Below are 14,496 nucleotides of genomic sequence, written 5' to 3' on the forward strand. Positions count from 1 at the left end.
CCTACCTGGCCTTTTTATTTGATTAATTATTAAACTGTGTTCTTTTGTTTTATCTAAGGCCATTTAAGGAAAAACTATAGAATCCTCTCTAGCAAAATCCCCAATTCTTTAGCTATTGACTGAGGCGGAGAAGGCATTCCCTCCTTTAACCAAGATTCCAAAACCCCTACGTAAGCATTTGCGGCGAATTTAACAATAACATCTTCACTTAGACCTTCATTTTTGCCGTTTGTTTTGTGCAACTCGTCCTTGTACCCTTCGATAACATGCTCTAGGAACTTCCTACGAAAAGAAGGGGCTGCTCCTTTACTGGTTAACATGGTCGAAAAGAATAAATAATTAGTCTCAAAGTATTCGAAAAAGATCTGGATTGCATCTACCCATTCCTCTTGACAGGCCCATTCACTTGTTTCCTTAAGCTCGTTTATATGCTCTTGTATCATCTTATCCAATAGATCGTATTTATCCGTGTAATGAAGATAGATGGTTCCTCGATTAACATCTGCTCTGTCAGCAATATCCTGAATGGTAATATCGTCAAAACTTTTTTCAGACATCAGTTCAGTAAGAGCTTTTTTTATGGCTGCTTGGCTTTTGGTTATTCTTCTATCAACTTTAGACATTACTAATTCACCAACTTTTCCTAAAAATAATCAACAATTTTGATCGATTTGTTGATTAATCAACGAATTACATTGTATTAACCATTGAATACAATCTATATCTTTTTATAATAATAAACAGATGTTGATTAATCAAACAGTATTGATTTTTGCTGAGATTTAATTTAGCAATTTCGGATTAATAGAATTGAATTAAATTCAAGTAGGATTTTAATTTATGGAACGTGTTGAAAAGAGCACGATTAATAAGGTTATTCCTGAAAAATAAGAAAGGGTGTTATTTATTATGTCTACTATTCAAGATAAAGTTGTTATTATTACTGGTGCTTCTTCTGGGATTGGAGAAGCAACTGCAAAAGAACTTGCATCTAAAGGCGCTAAACTAGTATTGGCGGCTCGTCGTGAAGACCGCTTAAAGAAATTGCAAGAAGAGATTCAAGATAATGGCGGACAAGCTATTTATAAAGTGACAGATGTGACTTCTCGTAAACAAATGGAGGAACTAGCCGAATATGCTCTTAATGAGTTTGGAAAAATCGACGTATTAATTAACAATGCTGGAATCATGCCACAAGCATTTCTTGCAGAGAATAAAGTTGATGAGTGGGATAAGATGATCGATGTAAATATCAAAGGCGTCCTTTATGCTATTGCTACTATTGTTCCTTCCATGAGAGAACGCAAATCCGGTCATGTTATCAATCTTTCTTCGGTAGCTGGACATAACATCTACCCTGGCGGAACGGTTTACTGCGGAACTAAATTTGCAGTAAAAGCCATTTCCGAAGGCTTGCGTCAAGAAGAAGCGATGATTGGCACAAATATCCGTGTGACCAATATTTCCCCTGGGGCAGTTATCAGTGAACTTTTAGAAACTACAACAGACCAAACGATGAAAGCAGGATTAGATGAATTTTACAAAATTGCAATTGATGCGGACAGCATTGCTCGTGCCATTTCATTTGCCATTGAGCAGCCAGCAGATGTTGGTATCAATGAAATGATTATTCGCCCAACTGTACAAGTTGGTTAAAATTAAAGAAAGTAGGCAAAAAAATGAAAAATGAACAATTAAAACAAAGCACCATCTTTCCATTGGGACAAAAAGTGGATGCAAACAACTTTATAGGTGATGCATACTTACAAATGGTGTTTACCGATCCAACACCACTCAACACATCAATTGGGAATGTAACCTTTGCACCAGGAGCTCGCAATAACTGGCACTCTCATAAGGTTGGGCAAGTTTTGTTAGTTACTGGGGGTGAGGGTTGGTATCAAGAAGAAGGGAAACCAGCTCAATTACTCAAGACAGGTGATGTGGTAAATATTCCAGCTCATGTAAAACATTGGCACGGTGCCACAAAAGACAGTTGGTTTGTACACTTAGCCCTTACACCCGGAGAAACCGATTGGTTAGAAGCTGTCGATGATGAAACGTATAATAAATTATAATTTGACGTAGAAAAAGGCCGATCTTGAGACCCCAAAAAGATGGACAAAAGATATTATGATGCTTGCTCGGTGGTAAGAAGCCCGTATTTTATGGGACTCTTACCACCGAGTTTTATTTTGGTCTATTGGAGCTCATTTTTTGTTAGATTATAAATCCGCTATATACCATTCCAATATTAATTACGATATGAAAAACAATACTCGGATAGATACTGTTTGTCTTAAGTGTGATTAATGCGTAAATTACCCCTGCAAATGAAATTAACAAACTAAGAGAAATAGAAAAACCAATTGAGAGATGGAGAAGTCCAAAACCAACACTTGTAACGATAACAGCATACCCTGTAGATGTGTGTTCCTTAAGAGCCGAAAGCAATATTCCTCTCCAAATAACTTCCTCAAAAACTGCATTAATAAGTGAAAAAAATAAACAAAACAATAATAGCATTTGAATATACTCTATATCCTTTTGAATAATAAAAAACATATATGTAATTACATTAACAATGATTCCAATCATCCAAAACCAAAATGTATTAACTTTATGAAACGGTAAGACAATAGGATTTTGCCAATCAGGTTTTTTATTGTGCCAAGAAACCTTCTTATTAAAGAAGAGATGGTTAAAAACGATTCCTATAATGATAAAAACAAGAAAAAGACGATTAAGAATGATTTTTATTTCTTTTGAAATGTTCATCGTTCTTACGAAATCATTAGAAATCATAAATATCAAAAAACCGATTAGAAACGATAACAGTAGTGATATAACGAATCGTTTTTCTCTATTGAGAAATAATAACAAAATCACTAATCCCATAAATACAAATAAGGAAAAAACTTCTTGTTGGTAGGAAATAGAAGTAATCCCTAGAAAAAATAAAACCGCAATAATAATTAACAACAAAAAATTTCCCCATTTCAACGTTACTCTTGCACATTATCTTTACTAATTCTACCAATAAAAGGGAAAATCCTCCTTCAACTAAACTGTATATAAGTAGCAGTTACTTGAATGATACTGTTTAACAATTGGATTAACGGGTATAAAAAAAGAAACAAGGAGGATGAGTCATTATGATTTTAAATAAGATTGTTGGCACATTAGCAATAGGTGGAGCAGCTTACCTTTTGAGGAATAAGGACTCTCGTACTAAAGCCATAAATCAAATAAAAAGCATTGCCTCACCAGAAAACATCGAAAAGATAAAGAGCCAAATCCAATCACTGTACAACCAGAATTTAAAAGGGAATTCTAACCAACCGAAGTTATTAGAGTCTTTGTCAAACCCAGCAGACCCAGCATTCCCAGACTACGCAACGACAGATAGTGCTGCAGCAGGAAGACCCTAATGATCAAATCTTAAAAGGAATCAGTTGAATGATAACGGGTTCCCTTCAGGGGAAGTTTTACCCCAAAATGACAGTCAAAATAGCAGACCATTTCGCCATAGGTGGAGTGGTCTATTTTCATTGACATAGAGCCTTTTCTTAGAAAACACTATATAAAATCCCTTCAGTTTTAACAGTAAAAATCGCAATGTACAATGATTTATGTACACGATGTTTAAGGTGTAATTTTGTATAATAAAATATAGACGATTTTAGAACAAAAAGGGAATCTTTTAAATGTCAAAATTGAAGGATACTTTCTTTTTCGATAAAGGTTTATAGAGTGATACAATTACTAAAAAAGGAGTGATAGATGTGGTAATTCAATCAAATATGTCTCCAAAAGCGATTATTCAAGTTTGGGAAAATACAGTAGATACTTTTGAAAAATACAACGTCCCCATCTCCGAAAAATCATTGGAGGACCTGATTAACGAGACTGTTCTTCCAGCGTTACTATTGGAATTAAACTCTGCTGTAGGTAGTTCAAGGGCGACTTGTACAGTAGGTGGTTGACAAATGCCATCAAAAAAGGAGTAGGCTACTCCTTAGAACCTTAAATAAATGTCAAAAGAGCACCGAAAACGGTGTCCTTTTTTATTGAATTTAAGCTGTTTTATCTGATATTTTCTTTCTATAATTGGGGCGATTTTGAATGTTTTAATATAAAACCCACCTCAAGAGAACCAGTTAGTTGAATGGCTGATTCCTTTTTATTAATAGAGTAGAAGCAGACCGAGTTTTATCTCGGTCTATTGAAGCTCCTTGTTTAACTAACGCACCCGTTAATTGAATAACAACATCTTTTTTTATTAGTGAAAAAAGCGAAAATAAATTGCAACAAGATAATTAACGATAATAATGAGTGAATAAATTTTTCCGAATAATACAATACATCCTTTTTCTTTTCGAGTGTAAATCATCCACCCAATACACAATATCAGTTGAATAATATACAAAGGGGCTACCGCAAGTTTTGAGTATAGTTCTGGAAAGGTTGTTTCCATAATTTTGTCATCCTTTTAATTTTCTCTCCTAAATACTAAAGCACCCGTTAGTTTAATAAAAAATACCGAAAATCACATCAATTTTTAATAATACAAAAAACTCCCTACAATATAGTAAACATAAGTTAAATGACTAATTATGACTAAGCAAATTGAACAGATATTTATTAATGTTGAATACCCCACTTTTTTAAAAAGACGGTAGAGTAAAAAGAAAAGACATAGGATAATTAATTGTAATATAAATGTTATATAGAGATATGAATGTAAAGACTCTCCTATGCCAATGAAAATACCTGTACCTACTAAAATAATCCCTAATAATCCAGATATCCCAACAATATTTTTTACGGTACTACTCTTAATTTCTACAATTTGTGCTGGAACCAATGATATTCCTAACACCATAAAACTTATCAAAATATGAAGTAAAAATACTAACACGATTATATCCCCTATCTTCATACTCTGCTTGTTGAAAATCATAGATTTCCGCAAGTGAATAAATAGGGTAATATTCTGGTCTCTCCATCCAATTGCAAAAGAGTTCTTCATGGGCATCTGTATAATCACCATCAATATAACAAGAAAAAATCTACGATATATTGGAACTCACCGTTAATTTCAAAAGGATAAGTGGCTTCTGAACCCAGTACAGTAATTATTTTTTTGGGAGGGAAATAACTTATTTCTACCTTCATTTTAATAACCTCTCTTAAAAGATTCGAATAGTTATATCAAGCATCGCACCCATTAGTTTAAGTGCAATTATTCACAATCATTCTCTTTTAAAAAAATGATCTGCCACATCAACTCATTTTCAACACAAAAACCGTGGTTGTTTAGAAGTTGATATGGCATAATTTCACTAAAACTCAAATTTTACAGGTCTTAAAAATAAATCTTTTAATGTTTCTTCTGCATTTTTATTCTCAAATATTATCTCAAATAACGCATTACAAATTGGGAGTTGTACGTCATATTGTTTGGATAATTCCATCAATGCCCTTACAGTTGCAACACCTTCTGCTAATTTTCCAAACTCTTTGCCTTCGGCTAATGACTGACCAAATTTTCTATTATGACTATGTTCAGAGAATAAGGTTGCTTCAAAATCTCCAAGATGACTTAATCCATATACAGTTACATCATTTCCTCCCATTGCTCTAACTAGCCGAGAGATTTCCCTTGTTCCCCTTGCCATAAGTGAACCTTTTAAACTGCTATAATTTAATCCATCCAACATTCCTGCTGCTATACCCATTACATTTTTTGTAGCGGCACCAATCTCATTTCCAACAAGGTCTTGCCCATAGTAGAACCTAATTAAATCACTATTCAACTCTCGAATAATTTTTTTGGTTACTTCAATATTGTCAGAACCGATAACCATACAGTTGGGTATATTATTCACGAAATCTTGTACGTGTCCAGGTCCAACCCATACTGCTGTATTTATATTTTTTCCAACCTCTTCTCCAAATACTTGGGAAAGCCTTTTTCCACTATTAGCTTCTAATCCCTTCATACACAAAATAAATGTTTTACCTTGTATAGAATTTAATGTACTTAATTGATTTGCAAATGAACGTAATTCTTGAGCACTAATGGAAATTATTATTATTTCTTCTGCAAATGATATAGTTTTTTCTAATGAATTATTTAGTTCTACATCTTCTGGCAAAGAAAGATAATCATTACTTCGAGTTTCTTTTAATCCAATAAAATTCTTGGAGCTTTCTCTCCCCCATAACATAACATTGTGTCCAACTTTATTAGCATACCAAGCCAAGAAGGTTCCCCAACGTCCACAACCTAATACTGAAATATTCAATACTTCACCCTCATTTTTTTAATTCAACATTTCCTTTTTTAAATTGCTCTTCCATCTCTTGAATTAATAGGGGTTAACTATTTTTTCAAATGGATAAAGGTTATATTCGACCAGTTTCATAAGATATCCTTCTGATTGCCATTCCTTATTGAACCTGCCCCGTTAGCTTAATAATGTATCAAAGGTAAGAAGACCGATGATTGTCGTCAAGGATGAAATTCTCTTTACTTTGTTGTCGAGACTTCTACAATCTTTTTTCCTAAACTATCCCAGTATCCCACTGTATACAGGGAAACCCATGCAATATTTCCTTGTGCAATACGAAAATGAAAATAATCGTTGTACGTTGTTATAAGTATTTTTTCAAATACAACTTGCTTAGTTTTAAGATTTTTGATGATAAACACAAAGTCCAGTAAATCATTTTCCCTAGGCTTCTGAATAAGTTTAGCCACAAAGATACCATTGGGGTTTTTCTTGGTTTTGTATTGCCTTTCGTATTCTATAACTATTTTTGGATTTCCTCTCATAGGTCCTCCTTTAATTGAGTTTGTTCTTTAGCTAACCTGGTTAGTACAATAAACAGGAAATAGCCTTAGCGATCCCATTGTTCAGTTATAGTCACCGTTTGTTCAAGTTAATATTACGAATAATCCTAACCCAAATCATCATAATAAGTAAAAAAGGAATGTGAGTAAATGACAAATGAGACAGTTATAGAGGAATTAAACACATTATTAAGAGGAACATATATGGGAATACGTGGTTTTGAACAATATATCCAAAAGTTAAATAATCATGATTTAAAAAGAAATTTTCAGCAAATTCAGCAAGAGCAAAAGCTAAATGCCCAAAAAGTTGCAGAACGAATTCAGAATCTGGGAGGAGTTCCAGCTGACGATGAAGGTGTCTCTGGATCAATGCTTAGCTTTATGCATAAATTTATGATCCCTGATAATGAAAGAAGAATCATTGAGGAAGCTATAGAGGGCTTGGACAAATATGGAGTTCACTATTCAGCAGAGCTTGTAAAAGGTGATTTAGATCCAAGCAGTAAACAAATTGCCGATGAAACAATTAATGACAGTCGAAGACATGCTGAACAGTTAAGGCATTTACTTCATTAAGAAATAAAGATACAAAAGACCTTCAACCTTGTTGGTGATCTTATTTAATTAACTTGCCCGTTAGCACAACAAGAAAAAGACCGCCGCAGCGATCATTTCTTTAACACTTGCACCCTTATTCAATCCACCTCATAAAGCTTATTCAAAATATCCAGTTAAAGAATGCGTAAACTCCAATTACTTCAAACATAATTATTAAAGTTAAGATTGATATACAACCAACAGTAACTAATTTATCTTGTAATGAATCTTCGGGTTGTTGTAGCAATTTTTCTTTCACTTTATTTTTTATTGGGGAATATTCGCTGTCTAATTCTAGTCTTTTTAAGATTTCAATATCGCCTTTATACTTTAGAGTTCTAGCTATTCTTTTAGGGTCATTTCCCATAGATTTTTCAAACTCACTACACGCTTTACCTTTTTTCAACTACCCCCTTGAACTTTGGGTTAGATTTTTATTAGCTTTCTAACTAAAAATTTTAAAAGTAGAATAGAGACATAAGTGGTTATGGTTACAATTAATATAGAAAAAACATAATTAAAAGCCAGTAAATCAGTTGCGTTTTCTTGAGGACTTAGTAACCTTACTGTGAGAGGAAAGTCTTCCTCCAGGGGCGTTAACGATGTGTGCTGTTCAATTATAGGTAGTGGAAAACCAAATCTAAGATGAGATAAATCAATAGAATCTGACACAATCACAGAATCAAAAAAAGGGGAAATTGAAACCGCAAGCCATCCAAAAATTAAAGTAATAAAAAAAAGGCGACGATTCATACGGCATTCTCCTTTTACTTTTTCATAGCTAAATTATACATTAGTTGATGAGTACGAAGTTTCATTTATTCGCCATAATATTCAACATTAACCCCATTAACACTTTTATCCATTTCGTAGGTTTTAGAAGTTTTATCGTAAATCACCTTTAGATTCTTTTCATTAAGCCATTCAATCGAAAAACTTTTATCTGCTCTAAATGCATTTCCCCCCTCATTTTCAAGCTCATCACCTTTATTTAAAATAGATAATTGAGGTGAAAAATTGGTTGTTGCACCACAATCTCTTAGGAAAACATAAGCCACTTTATCTCCACTTGGGGAAGGTAATTCTTTTTGAATCTGGTTCCCACACGCAGCTCCAAATACTGTATCTAATACCTTGATAACCCCCATAATTAATGCTATAAACAGAATTATTATAACTATTAATGTTGTCAGGATAATTTTTGTCTTCTTTTTCATTTAACTCACTCCTCCCTTACAGATTAAAGCTACACTATTTGTAATAGTATCATATATACATAGAATTTCTATGTATAAATTTAAAAATTTTTCCATTTCTTCTTAAACTATCCTGCTCTTTTATTGGAAAAAGAAAAAGAGCCGAAGCTACGGCTCTTTATTAAACTCAAGTACCCATTACTTTAAGTGTAATTCTTCACAATCAACACCATTAAATGGATGAATGAATTAGGCAAATCAAAAATTTATATTTAGGTATACAAAACAATACAAATTTTTAATGGGGTAATTATTTTTTCCAATATGCTTTTGCTTCCTCCTCAAGAACTTTTAATCTTTTATAATAATCAGGAAACTCGTTAAGATGAGCCAATGCAATCTTCCCCGTAATTAGAGGGTCATCCCCAGTAACATTAGTCTGGCTGGATTGTTGCCCGTGTTCAAGTTCAGTATTAACTCCCCTCCAAAACTCCTCTAAATCAAACTTACTTTTAGTAAAGTCAATACCTAAAAGTAAAGCTATTGCGGCTGCTTCCTCTTTTGAAAAGCTAGTTCTGTGCCTATTTAAACTATTCGTTGCAATATTAGTAGTTTTAAACCTAGTTGGATAATTGTTAAGTAAATTTCTATTTGATAAATGAGTAAAATTCGTACGATAGTTAGAATAATTAGGGTACTGATTCATATACGGAAAATTATTATAGTAGTACATATCATTCACTCCTAAAATAGTAGTTAACAATAACATATGTTAATTACGGGTTTATGAGCGTGTTTTCCTAAAGATTAAACAAGCAAGAAATTCGTCTTGTACAGCATAAGTTAGCATCTGAGGTAAGGTTAATGTTGGGGCATTTAATGCCCCTTTGGCTCCATAGATCATTTAACATCAATAAGTACATTCTTCTTCTACCGTACATAAGATAATTTAGAAATAATAAATATGAAGGGATTGAGGAAAATGTACTATGTGCCCTATACGTATCAATATCCTTATTATGCAAATGTACCAACGCATACTTACGGAAATCCTAATGGTTATCAGACTCTTCCTAATGATTTCGCATTTAGTTCTTATCGTTCCTTTTATGGTGATGGCAGAAGCGTATTAAAAGATTATGGAGCAAACCCCTTTGTTATAAATATCAATGAGGCCTCCAAACAAAACAACACGTATCGTACTGCACTATGGACAGGAAATCATTTGCAAGTCACATTAATGAGTCTCAATGTTGGAGAAGATATTGGATTGGAAGTGCACCCTAAAGTGGATCAGTTCTTACGTGTTGAACAAGGTCAGGGGATTGTACAGATGGGCAAAAGTAAAGATAATTTAAGTTTCCAATCGAGAATCTTCGATGACTCTGCTATTATGGTACCGGCTGGAATGTGGCACAATATCACAAATACAGGAAAAGTTCCGTTGAAACTATACTCAATTTATGCCCCACCAAACCATCCATTTGGTACTGTTCATAAGACTAAGCAAGATGCAATGGCTATGGAAAGGTTTGGGTAATAGAAATGGGAAAACAGTAATTTTCGGGAAGACTCCAGATGAACGGATAAGACATACGGAGTTTTTGATAAAAGAAGGCTTGGAAGACGTTAAAAGAGGATTAATAAATGACACACATTCTTCAAGAGTTTATTTTAATGGGCGTTCTTGCAGGGAAGGGATATTCTCCTGAAAAAGCATATGAAACAGTAGAAGAATGGGAACGTACAGGAGAATCCAAACTTCTTCAGGAAAGCAAAAATATGTAGAACAACCGTAATTGAACAATCAGATGCTTTTGTTGAATAAGGCTATATTAATTCCTGTCTGCAAAAAAATTCGCCGATCTCGGCGAGTTTTTTTGTGTACTAAAGGTATACACTGGGGGAAATAAAAAACGACGGAAAAATTTCCGTCGTAAAAATGACAAGTGTATATCTTACTTTTTTGGAACCGAGTAGCTCTTGGGCAATTCAAAATCATGCTGTTCCATAACATAACGTAAACGATCTGGGTAGTCGGTAATCATTCCATCAACACCATCGTCGATAAGCTTGTTCATGGTTGGCTCGTCATCTACCGTCCATGGAATAACCTTCATACCGAACTTATGGGCTTCCTGTACCATAGCCTTCGTTACATATGGCTGGTAGTTATCATCAGTGATTTTCCCGTTTTGAGGGAAACCATGGACAGGGGAGATGGCGTCCGCTCCGAAAGAATGGGCTGCCGCTACCATGTCACCCCCAAAATCGTCTATATCGATTCCACCTAACCAAGGGGAAGCACCTGTCTGACCAGGCTGGAGGAACTGCGGACCGTTAGTCAGTGCCACAATGGGCAAGCGCGGTTCAACCTCACGCATGCGCATAAGCGAACCCCAGTCAAAGCTTTGGATGGATACTCGATGCAGCATTCCAGCCTCACGAACCTGACGTGCAACAATCTGTACAAACTCTTCACGGGGAGCCGTTTCCTCTGGTGCTCCAGCCTCTACCTTGGTTTCAATGTTCATCCATACCTTATTGGCGTGATACTTTTTAACAAGATCAAACACCTCAGTCAAAAGTGGTATATGTGCACCAGGGCTCAGCCTTTGCTCTGGCAAGTCTGATAACTTTAGAGAACCACAGTCCAGAGTCCGGATCTGAGCAAGGGTAAGATTTTTAATATACTTGCCGACATAGGGATACTCAGTGTCGCCTGCGAAAGCAGGTGCGGTGTCTTGGCACTTTGCACTCGAAATCTTCCTATCATGCGTGACAACAGCCTGGTGGTCCTCAGTAATCTGTACGTCCAGCTCAAGGGTGCTGACACCAAGTTCTAGAGCGTGAGAAAATGAAGCGATAGTAGATTCAGAGGTAAGCCCGATTCCCCCTCTATGTGCCTGAAGATCGAAACCTTTGGGCCCGTAGACCTTAGAGCTGTCTGACCTGGTCAGGTTTTCAGCAGCCGAAGCATTTTTTGCAGGTACTAGACCCGCCCCCGTAGAAATCATAAGTGCCGTAATCGCTACTAATAAAATCTTTTTCTTATTCATTTGCTCAACTCCCAAAATCTTATAAAATATACTACTTTATAAGGTTAGTTGAACAGGGTAAACTCTCTATTAAAAACTTAATAAGAAGTCGTAAAGAAATTTAGGTAGTTTATCACGGGTCAATCGGCTCGAATATCTCTTATTCTCTTCGACCCGTTACTTTAAGTATATTAGTTTACAACTTTTTTCTTTTTATCTTCACTTTTTACAAAATGCTTCCCCAGAACAGCTGCCTATGGCAATTGAATTTTTCAAAGGAAAATCCCTCGTTTGATGATGGGTTATCCTTCATATATTATGATTCATTAATATTTATTCCTATTTGCTTCGGCACATTTCCAAATCCCTTTGCCTTTTAGCGTAAAAATGCCGTTTTCTTTTGTTTTAGCGGAATTTATCATGGCTTGAGCCAATATTTCTGTCGGCAGAGGTTCTTGAGAGCGAAAAATTCCTATTTTATTAAAAAACTGGATGGCTTTCAATCCGGCAACTTCCATTGTTCGATCACTATTTTTTCGTATCAATACAGGCGGACTAAAAATGGACAACTTTGGAAACCCCAAAGCCTTTACAGCTTCTTCTAACTGCCCTTTCATCTTTGTATAAAAGAAAAGAGAATGCGGCGAAGAAAAACCGGAAGATACCAATACATAATTTTTCACATTGTTTTCTCTGGCAAATTTAGCAAATTGGTATTGATAATCGTAGTCAACTTTCCATTGGGCTTCTTTACCTCCGGCCGCTTTAATGGTCGTTCCCAAACATGAAAACAAAACATCGCCCTTCACTAAATGCTTCCATTGTTCTGGTTTATCAAAGTCAATAACATGTATCTTTAATTTTTCATGTTGTATATCCAGATCACGCCTAACAAAAATATCTACCTGATGGAAAGAATCGTCTTTTAACAATAAATCTAGCAAGTCTTTACCTGTGGCTCCCGTTGCTCCTATTAATAATGCGTGCATACTCTTCTCCTAAATTTATTTTATATTCTTTTTAACTTTTTCACCCATTACTTTAAGTGTAATTCAATGCCCCACTAATTAACCCTAAGTGATTTATTAAAGGACCTGTCATAATTCCAACCGCTAAAAACGGTGTTCTTTTCCAAGTTATAAATTTCAATTGATTATTAATTATTCTACTTTCCGGGAAAGTTTTCCTTCCCGAGCTATCCTGCCCCGTTCGTGAAAGAAGAAAAAAGCCGCGGAATCAGCTGGTGATCTTAACTATCGAGTCCGTTAGCGTAAGTACATTTCTTCACAATCTGTATGCTATAATTGGGAGGGGATAATAAAGATAGAGGTGACCATTCTTGGCAATACATGTTGTACTATATCAACCAGAAATTCCGGCTAATACTGGAAATATTGCACGTACTTGTGCCGCGACGGATACAGCATTGCATTTAATCCGACCACTTGGCTTTTCAACAGATGAAAAGATGATAAAAAAATCTGGATTAGATTTCTGGCATCTTGTAAACATAACGTATTATGACTCATTAGATGAGTTTTTTTCAAAAAATCAAGGTGAGTTTTACTATATTGAGACGTTTGGTGAAAAACCACATTCATCCTTTGATTTCAGTGATGTATCAAAAGAACATTATTTTATGTTTGGAAAAGAAACAACAGGTTTACCAAAAGATTTACTAAAAAAAAATAAAGATCACTTTTTGAGAATACCAATGAATAATCATATTCGTTCACTGAACCTTTCGAATACAGCGGCTATATTGGTATATGAGGCTTTGCGCCAGCAAGGGTTTCCCAATTTAAAATAAAAAAATCCTCCAAGACGGAAGATTTTTTTTGTTGGATTATGGCTTTCACGAAGGAAGATTTAGTTGCCACGATACTCCAAACCGGTCATTTAGCCAACCAAACCTCTGACTAAAACCATAATCGCCAATTGGCATAAGTGCTTGTCCACCCTCGATAAGGTTCTGATAAAGGTTGTTAATTTCTTCTTCAGTATCACAAGTAACAAAAATTGAGAATGAAGGAGTAAAGGAAAACTGATGCTTCACATTACTATCAATGCACATAAATTCTTGCCCTTTTAAGGTAAAAGTAGCCTTCATTACAGTTCCTTCATCTCCAGTTTCATTCGCTCCATAGCGAACAATACTTGTAATTTCTGAATCATCAATGATTGATAGGTAATGATTCATCGCTTCTTCTGCTTTACCATCTTGAAACATTAAGAATGGTGTAACTTTTTCCATTAAAAACCAACTCCTTTAGTCACTTAATTAAAGCCTTCATTAATTAATATAATGAATATACGTAAGGTGACTTTAACTTAATAATGACATTCCATAAAAAATAATTCAATCCGAGTCGTACTTCTTATTCCACTAATCTGCCCGTTAGTGGAATAAGAAAAAAAGCCGCCGAAGCAGCTGGTGATCTTAAACTATCGCACCCCGATAATTTAAGTGTAATACTTTACATTTGCCTCCAGAATAAATAAAAATGGCGATAAAATGTCACAGGAAGGTGTATTATTCCTTAACGTCACTATTAATATTAAAGGATGTATCTATAACACATTAACTATGCAAATCGCACACCCAGCATCCCCGTGACCAGCCCAACAATCGGGCCAAGCATACACACCGCGAGCCAAATTTTCCTGTTCCAAACTGGGAGAGATAGTGAGCAACTCCTTTCACAACAGCGGAAGGAATTTCTACTTCCATAAGGATTTGTCGAATCTTCCTACTGACTTTACCAATTTGATCTCGATCTTCTACTTTAAGCATTTTTCCTAA

The 14,496-nt window shown here is 35.0% G+C and carries 18 protein-coding genes and 3 pseudogenes; 8 read left to right on the forward strand and 13 right to left on the reverse strand.

The annotated features are described in order from the left end of the window. Window positions 1-74: 74 nt before the first annotated feature. Entirely contained in the window at window positions 75-623 is a 549-nt protein-coding gene (locus AC3ANL_RS22870) for a TetR/AcrR family transcriptional regulator (RefSeq protein ID WP_488326632.1), read from the reverse strand. Window positions 624-909: 286 nt separating this feature from the next. Between AC3ANL_RS22870 and AC3ANL_RS22875 the strand changes: the two genes are divergently transcribed. Next, window positions 910-1,656, forward strand: a complete 747-nt coding sequence (locus AC3ANL_RS22875; RefSeq protein WP_488326633.1) for an SDR family oxidoreductase — start codon at window positions 910-912, stop codon at window positions 1,654-1,656. Between the two features lie 23 nt (window positions 1,657-1,679). After that, window positions 1,680-2,078, forward strand: a complete 399-nt coding sequence (locus AC3ANL_RS22880; RefSeq protein WP_488326634.1) for a cupin domain-containing protein — start codon at window positions 1,680-1,682, stop codon at window positions 2,076-2,078. A 142-nt stretch (window positions 2,079-2,220) separates the two neighbouring features. Here AC3ANL_RS22880 and AC3ANL_RS22885 read toward each other — a convergent pair whose 3' ends face one another. Then, a complete protein-coding gene (locus tag AC3ANL_RS22885) occupies window positions 2,221-2,982 on the reverse strand; it encodes a CPBP family intramembrane glutamic endopeptidase (RefSeq protein ID WP_488326635.1) in 762 nt (253 codons plus the stop codon). 173 nt (window positions 2,983-3,155) lie between these two features. Between AC3ANL_RS22885 and AC3ANL_RS22890 the strand changes: the two genes are divergently transcribed. Both AC3ANL_RS22890 and AC3ANL_RS22895 read left to right on the forward strand, forming a co-directional pair. Beyond that, window positions 3,156-3,431, forward strand: a complete 276-nt coding sequence (locus tag AC3ANL_RS22890) for a hypothetical protein (protein WP_488326636.1) — start codon at window positions 3,156-3,158, stop codon at window positions 3,429-3,431. A 354-nt stretch (window positions 3,432-3,785) separates the two neighbouring features. Further along, window positions 3,786-3,986 (forward strand): hypothetical protein, encoded by a 201-nt coding sequence (locus AC3ANL_RS22895; protein ID WP_488326637.1) that lies wholly within the window; start codon window positions 3,786-3,788, stop codon window positions 3,984-3,986. Window positions 3,987-5,345: 1,359 nt separating this feature from the next. Here AC3ANL_RS22895 and AC3ANL_RS22900 read toward each other — a convergent pair. Further along, a complete protein-coding gene (locus tag AC3ANL_RS22900; RefSeq protein WP_488326638.1) occupies window positions 5,346-6,311 on the reverse strand; it encodes an NAD(P)H-dependent glycerol-3-phosphate dehydrogenase in 966 nt (321 codons plus the stop codon). A gap of 178 nt (window positions 6,312-6,489) precedes the next feature. Beyond that, window positions 6,490-6,841: pseudogene (locus tag AC3ANL_RS22905) on the reverse strand (hypothetical protein). Between the two features lie 168 nt (window positions 6,842-7,009). Here AC3ANL_RS22905 and AC3ANL_RS22910 point away from each other — a divergent pair. Next, entirely contained in the window at window positions 7,010-7,438 is a 429-nt protein-coding gene (locus tag AC3ANL_RS22910; RefSeq protein WP_488326639.1) for a DUF2383 domain-containing protein, read from the forward strand. A gap of 142 nt (window positions 7,439-7,580) precedes the next feature. Here AC3ANL_RS22910 and AC3ANL_RS22915 read toward each other — a convergent pair whose 3' ends face one another. From AC3ANL_RS22915 to AC3ANL_RS22935, 5 genes and pseudogenes are all read right to left on the reverse strand, one after another. Beyond that, window positions 7,581-7,865: a DUF6584 family protein gene (locus AC3ANL_RS22915; protein ID WP_488326640.1), complete on the reverse strand. Its 285-nt coding sequence runs from the start codon at window positions 7,863-7,865 to the stop codon at window positions 7,581-7,583. Window positions 7,866-7,885: 20 nt separating this feature from the next. After that, window positions 7,886-8,212, reverse strand: a complete 327-nt coding sequence (locus AC3ANL_RS22920; protein WP_488326641.1) for a hypothetical protein — start codon at window positions 8,210-8,212, stop codon at window positions 7,886-7,888. 65 nt (window positions 8,213-8,277) lie between these two features. Then, complete coding sequence (locus AC3ANL_RS22925) at window positions 8,278-8,676, reverse strand: DUF5412 family protein (RefSeq protein ID WP_488326642.1); 399 nt, start codon at window positions 8,674-8,676, stop codon at window positions 8,278-8,280. A 289-nt stretch (window positions 8,677-8,965) separates the two neighbouring features. Then, window positions 8,966-9,388, reverse strand: a complete 423-nt coding sequence (locus AC3ANL_RS22930; protein ID WP_488326643.1) for a DUF5661 family protein — start codon at window positions 9,386-9,388, stop codon at window positions 8,966-8,968. An 81-nt stretch (window positions 9,389-9,469) separates the two neighbouring features. Then, window positions 9,470-9,553 (reverse strand): annotated as a pseudogene (locus AC3ANL_RS22935) (ferritin-like domain-containing protein); the annotation flags it as partial. An 84-nt stretch (window positions 9,554-9,637) separates the two neighbouring features. On the opposite strand from AC3ANL_RS22935, the gene AC3ANL_RS22940 reads away from it, so the two are divergent. Continuing rightward, window positions 9,638-10,195 (forward strand): cupin domain-containing protein, encoded by a 558-nt coding sequence (locus AC3ANL_RS22940; protein WP_488326644.1) that lies wholly within the window; start codon window positions 9,638-9,640, stop codon window positions 10,193-10,195. Window positions 10,196-10,302: 107 nt separating this feature from the next. Beyond that, complete coding sequence (locus AC3ANL_RS22945; RefSeq protein WP_488326645.1) at window positions 10,303-10,443, forward strand: hypothetical protein; 141 nt, start codon at window positions 10,303-10,305, stop codon at window positions 10,441-10,443. Between the two features lie 170 nt (window positions 10,444-10,613). Here the strand turns inward: AC3ANL_RS22945 and AC3ANL_RS22950 are convergent, their stop codons facing one another. Together AC3ANL_RS22950 and AC3ANL_RS22955 are read right to left on the reverse strand one after the other, a co-directional pair. Beyond that, on the reverse strand, window positions 10,614-11,714 hold the full coding sequence (locus tag AC3ANL_RS22950; protein WP_488326646.1) for a glycerophosphodiester phosphodiesterase: 1,101 nt from the start codon (window positions 11,712-11,714) through the stop codon (window positions 10,614-10,616). A 305-nt stretch (window positions 11,715-12,019) separates the two neighbouring features. Then, window positions 12,020-12,682: an NAD(P)H-binding protein gene (locus AC3ANL_RS22955; RefSeq protein ID WP_488326647.1), complete on the reverse strand. Its 663-nt coding sequence runs from the start codon at window positions 12,680-12,682 to the stop codon at window positions 12,020-12,022. Window positions 12,683-13,032: 350 nt separating this feature from the next. Here AC3ANL_RS22955 and trmL point away from each other — a divergent pair, with 350 nt between their 5' ends. Continuing rightward, window positions 13,033-13,503: a tRNA (uridine(34)/cytosine(34)/5-carboxymethylaminomethyluridine(34)-2'-O)-methyltransferase TrmL gene (gene trmL, locus AC3ANL_RS22960; protein WP_488326648.1), complete on the forward strand. Its 471-nt coding sequence runs from the start codon at window positions 13,033-13,035 to the stop codon at window positions 13,501-13,503. Between the two features lie 45 nt (window positions 13,504-13,548). On the opposite strand, the gene AC3ANL_RS22965 is transcribed toward trmL, so the two are convergent. Continuing rightward, a complete protein-coding gene (locus tag AC3ANL_RS22965) occupies window positions 13,549-13,947 on the reverse strand; it encodes a VOC family protein (protein ID WP_488326649.1) in 399 nt (132 codons plus the stop codon). Between the two features lie 414 nt (window positions 13,948-14,361). Beyond that, window positions 14,362-14,487: pseudogene (locus AC3ANL_RS22970) on the reverse strand (hypothetical protein); the annotation flags it as partial. Window positions 14,488-14,496: the final 9 nt, after the last annotated feature.

Source organism: Neobacillus sp. DHD-1R, from assembly GCF_057747995.1.

What these genes read in the sequence shown, in the direction of transcription:
- AC3ANL_RS22940 (WP_488326644.1), top strand. Translation starts at nt 9,638, where the DNA reads ATGTACTATGTGCCCTATACGTATCAATATCCTTATTATGCAAATGTA.
- AC3ANL_RS22880 (WP_488326634.1), top strand. Translation starts at nt 1,680, where the DNA reads ATGAAAAATGAACAATTAAAACAAAGCACCATCTTTCCATTGGGACAA.
- AC3ANL_RS22955 (WP_488326647.1), bottom strand. Translation starts at nt 12,682, where the DNA reads ATGCACGCATTATTAATAGGAGCAACGGGAGCCACAGGTAAAGACTTG.
- AC3ANL_RS22920 (WP_488326641.1), bottom strand. Translation starts at nt 8,212, where the DNA reads ATGAATCGTCGCCTTTTTTTTATTACTTTAATTTTTGGATGGCTTGCG.
- AC3ANL_RS22930 (WP_488326643.1), bottom strand. Translation starts at nt 9,388, where the DNA reads ATGTACTACTATAATAATTTTCCGTATATGAATCAGTACCCTAATTAT.
- AC3ANL_RS22950 (WP_488326646.1), bottom strand. Translation starts at nt 11,714, where the DNA reads ATGAATAAGAAAAAGATTTTATTAGTAGCGATTACGGCACTTATGATT.
- AC3ANL_RS22875 (WP_488326633.1), top strand. Translation starts at nt 910, where the DNA reads ATGTCTACTATTCAAGATAAAGTTGTTATTATTACTGGTGCTTCTTCT.
- AC3ANL_RS22925 (WP_488326642.1), bottom strand. Translation starts at nt 8,676, where the DNA reads ATGAAAAAGAAGACAAAAATTATCCTGACAACATTAATAGTTATAATA.
- AC3ANL_RS22890 (WP_488326636.1), top strand. Translation starts at nt 3,156, where the DNA reads ATGATTTTAAATAAGATTGTTGGCACATTAGCAATAGGTGGAGCAGCT.
- AC3ANL_RS22910 (WP_488326639.1), top strand. Translation starts at nt 7,010, where the DNA reads ATGACAAATGAGACAGTTATAGAGGAATTAAACACATTATTAAGAGGA.
- AC3ANL_RS22965 (WP_488326649.1), bottom strand. Translation starts at nt 13,947, where the DNA reads ATGGAAAAAGTTACACCATTCTTAATGTTTCAAGATGGTAAAGCAGAA.
- AC3ANL_RS22870 (WP_488326632.1), bottom strand. Translation starts at nt 623, where the DNA reads ATGTCTAAAGTTGATAGAAGAATAACCAAAAGCCAAGCAGCCATAAAA.
- AC3ANL_RS22945 (WP_488326645.1), top strand. Translation starts at nt 10,303, where the DNA reads ATGACACACATTCTTCAAGAGTTTATTTTAATGGGCGTTCTTGCAGGG.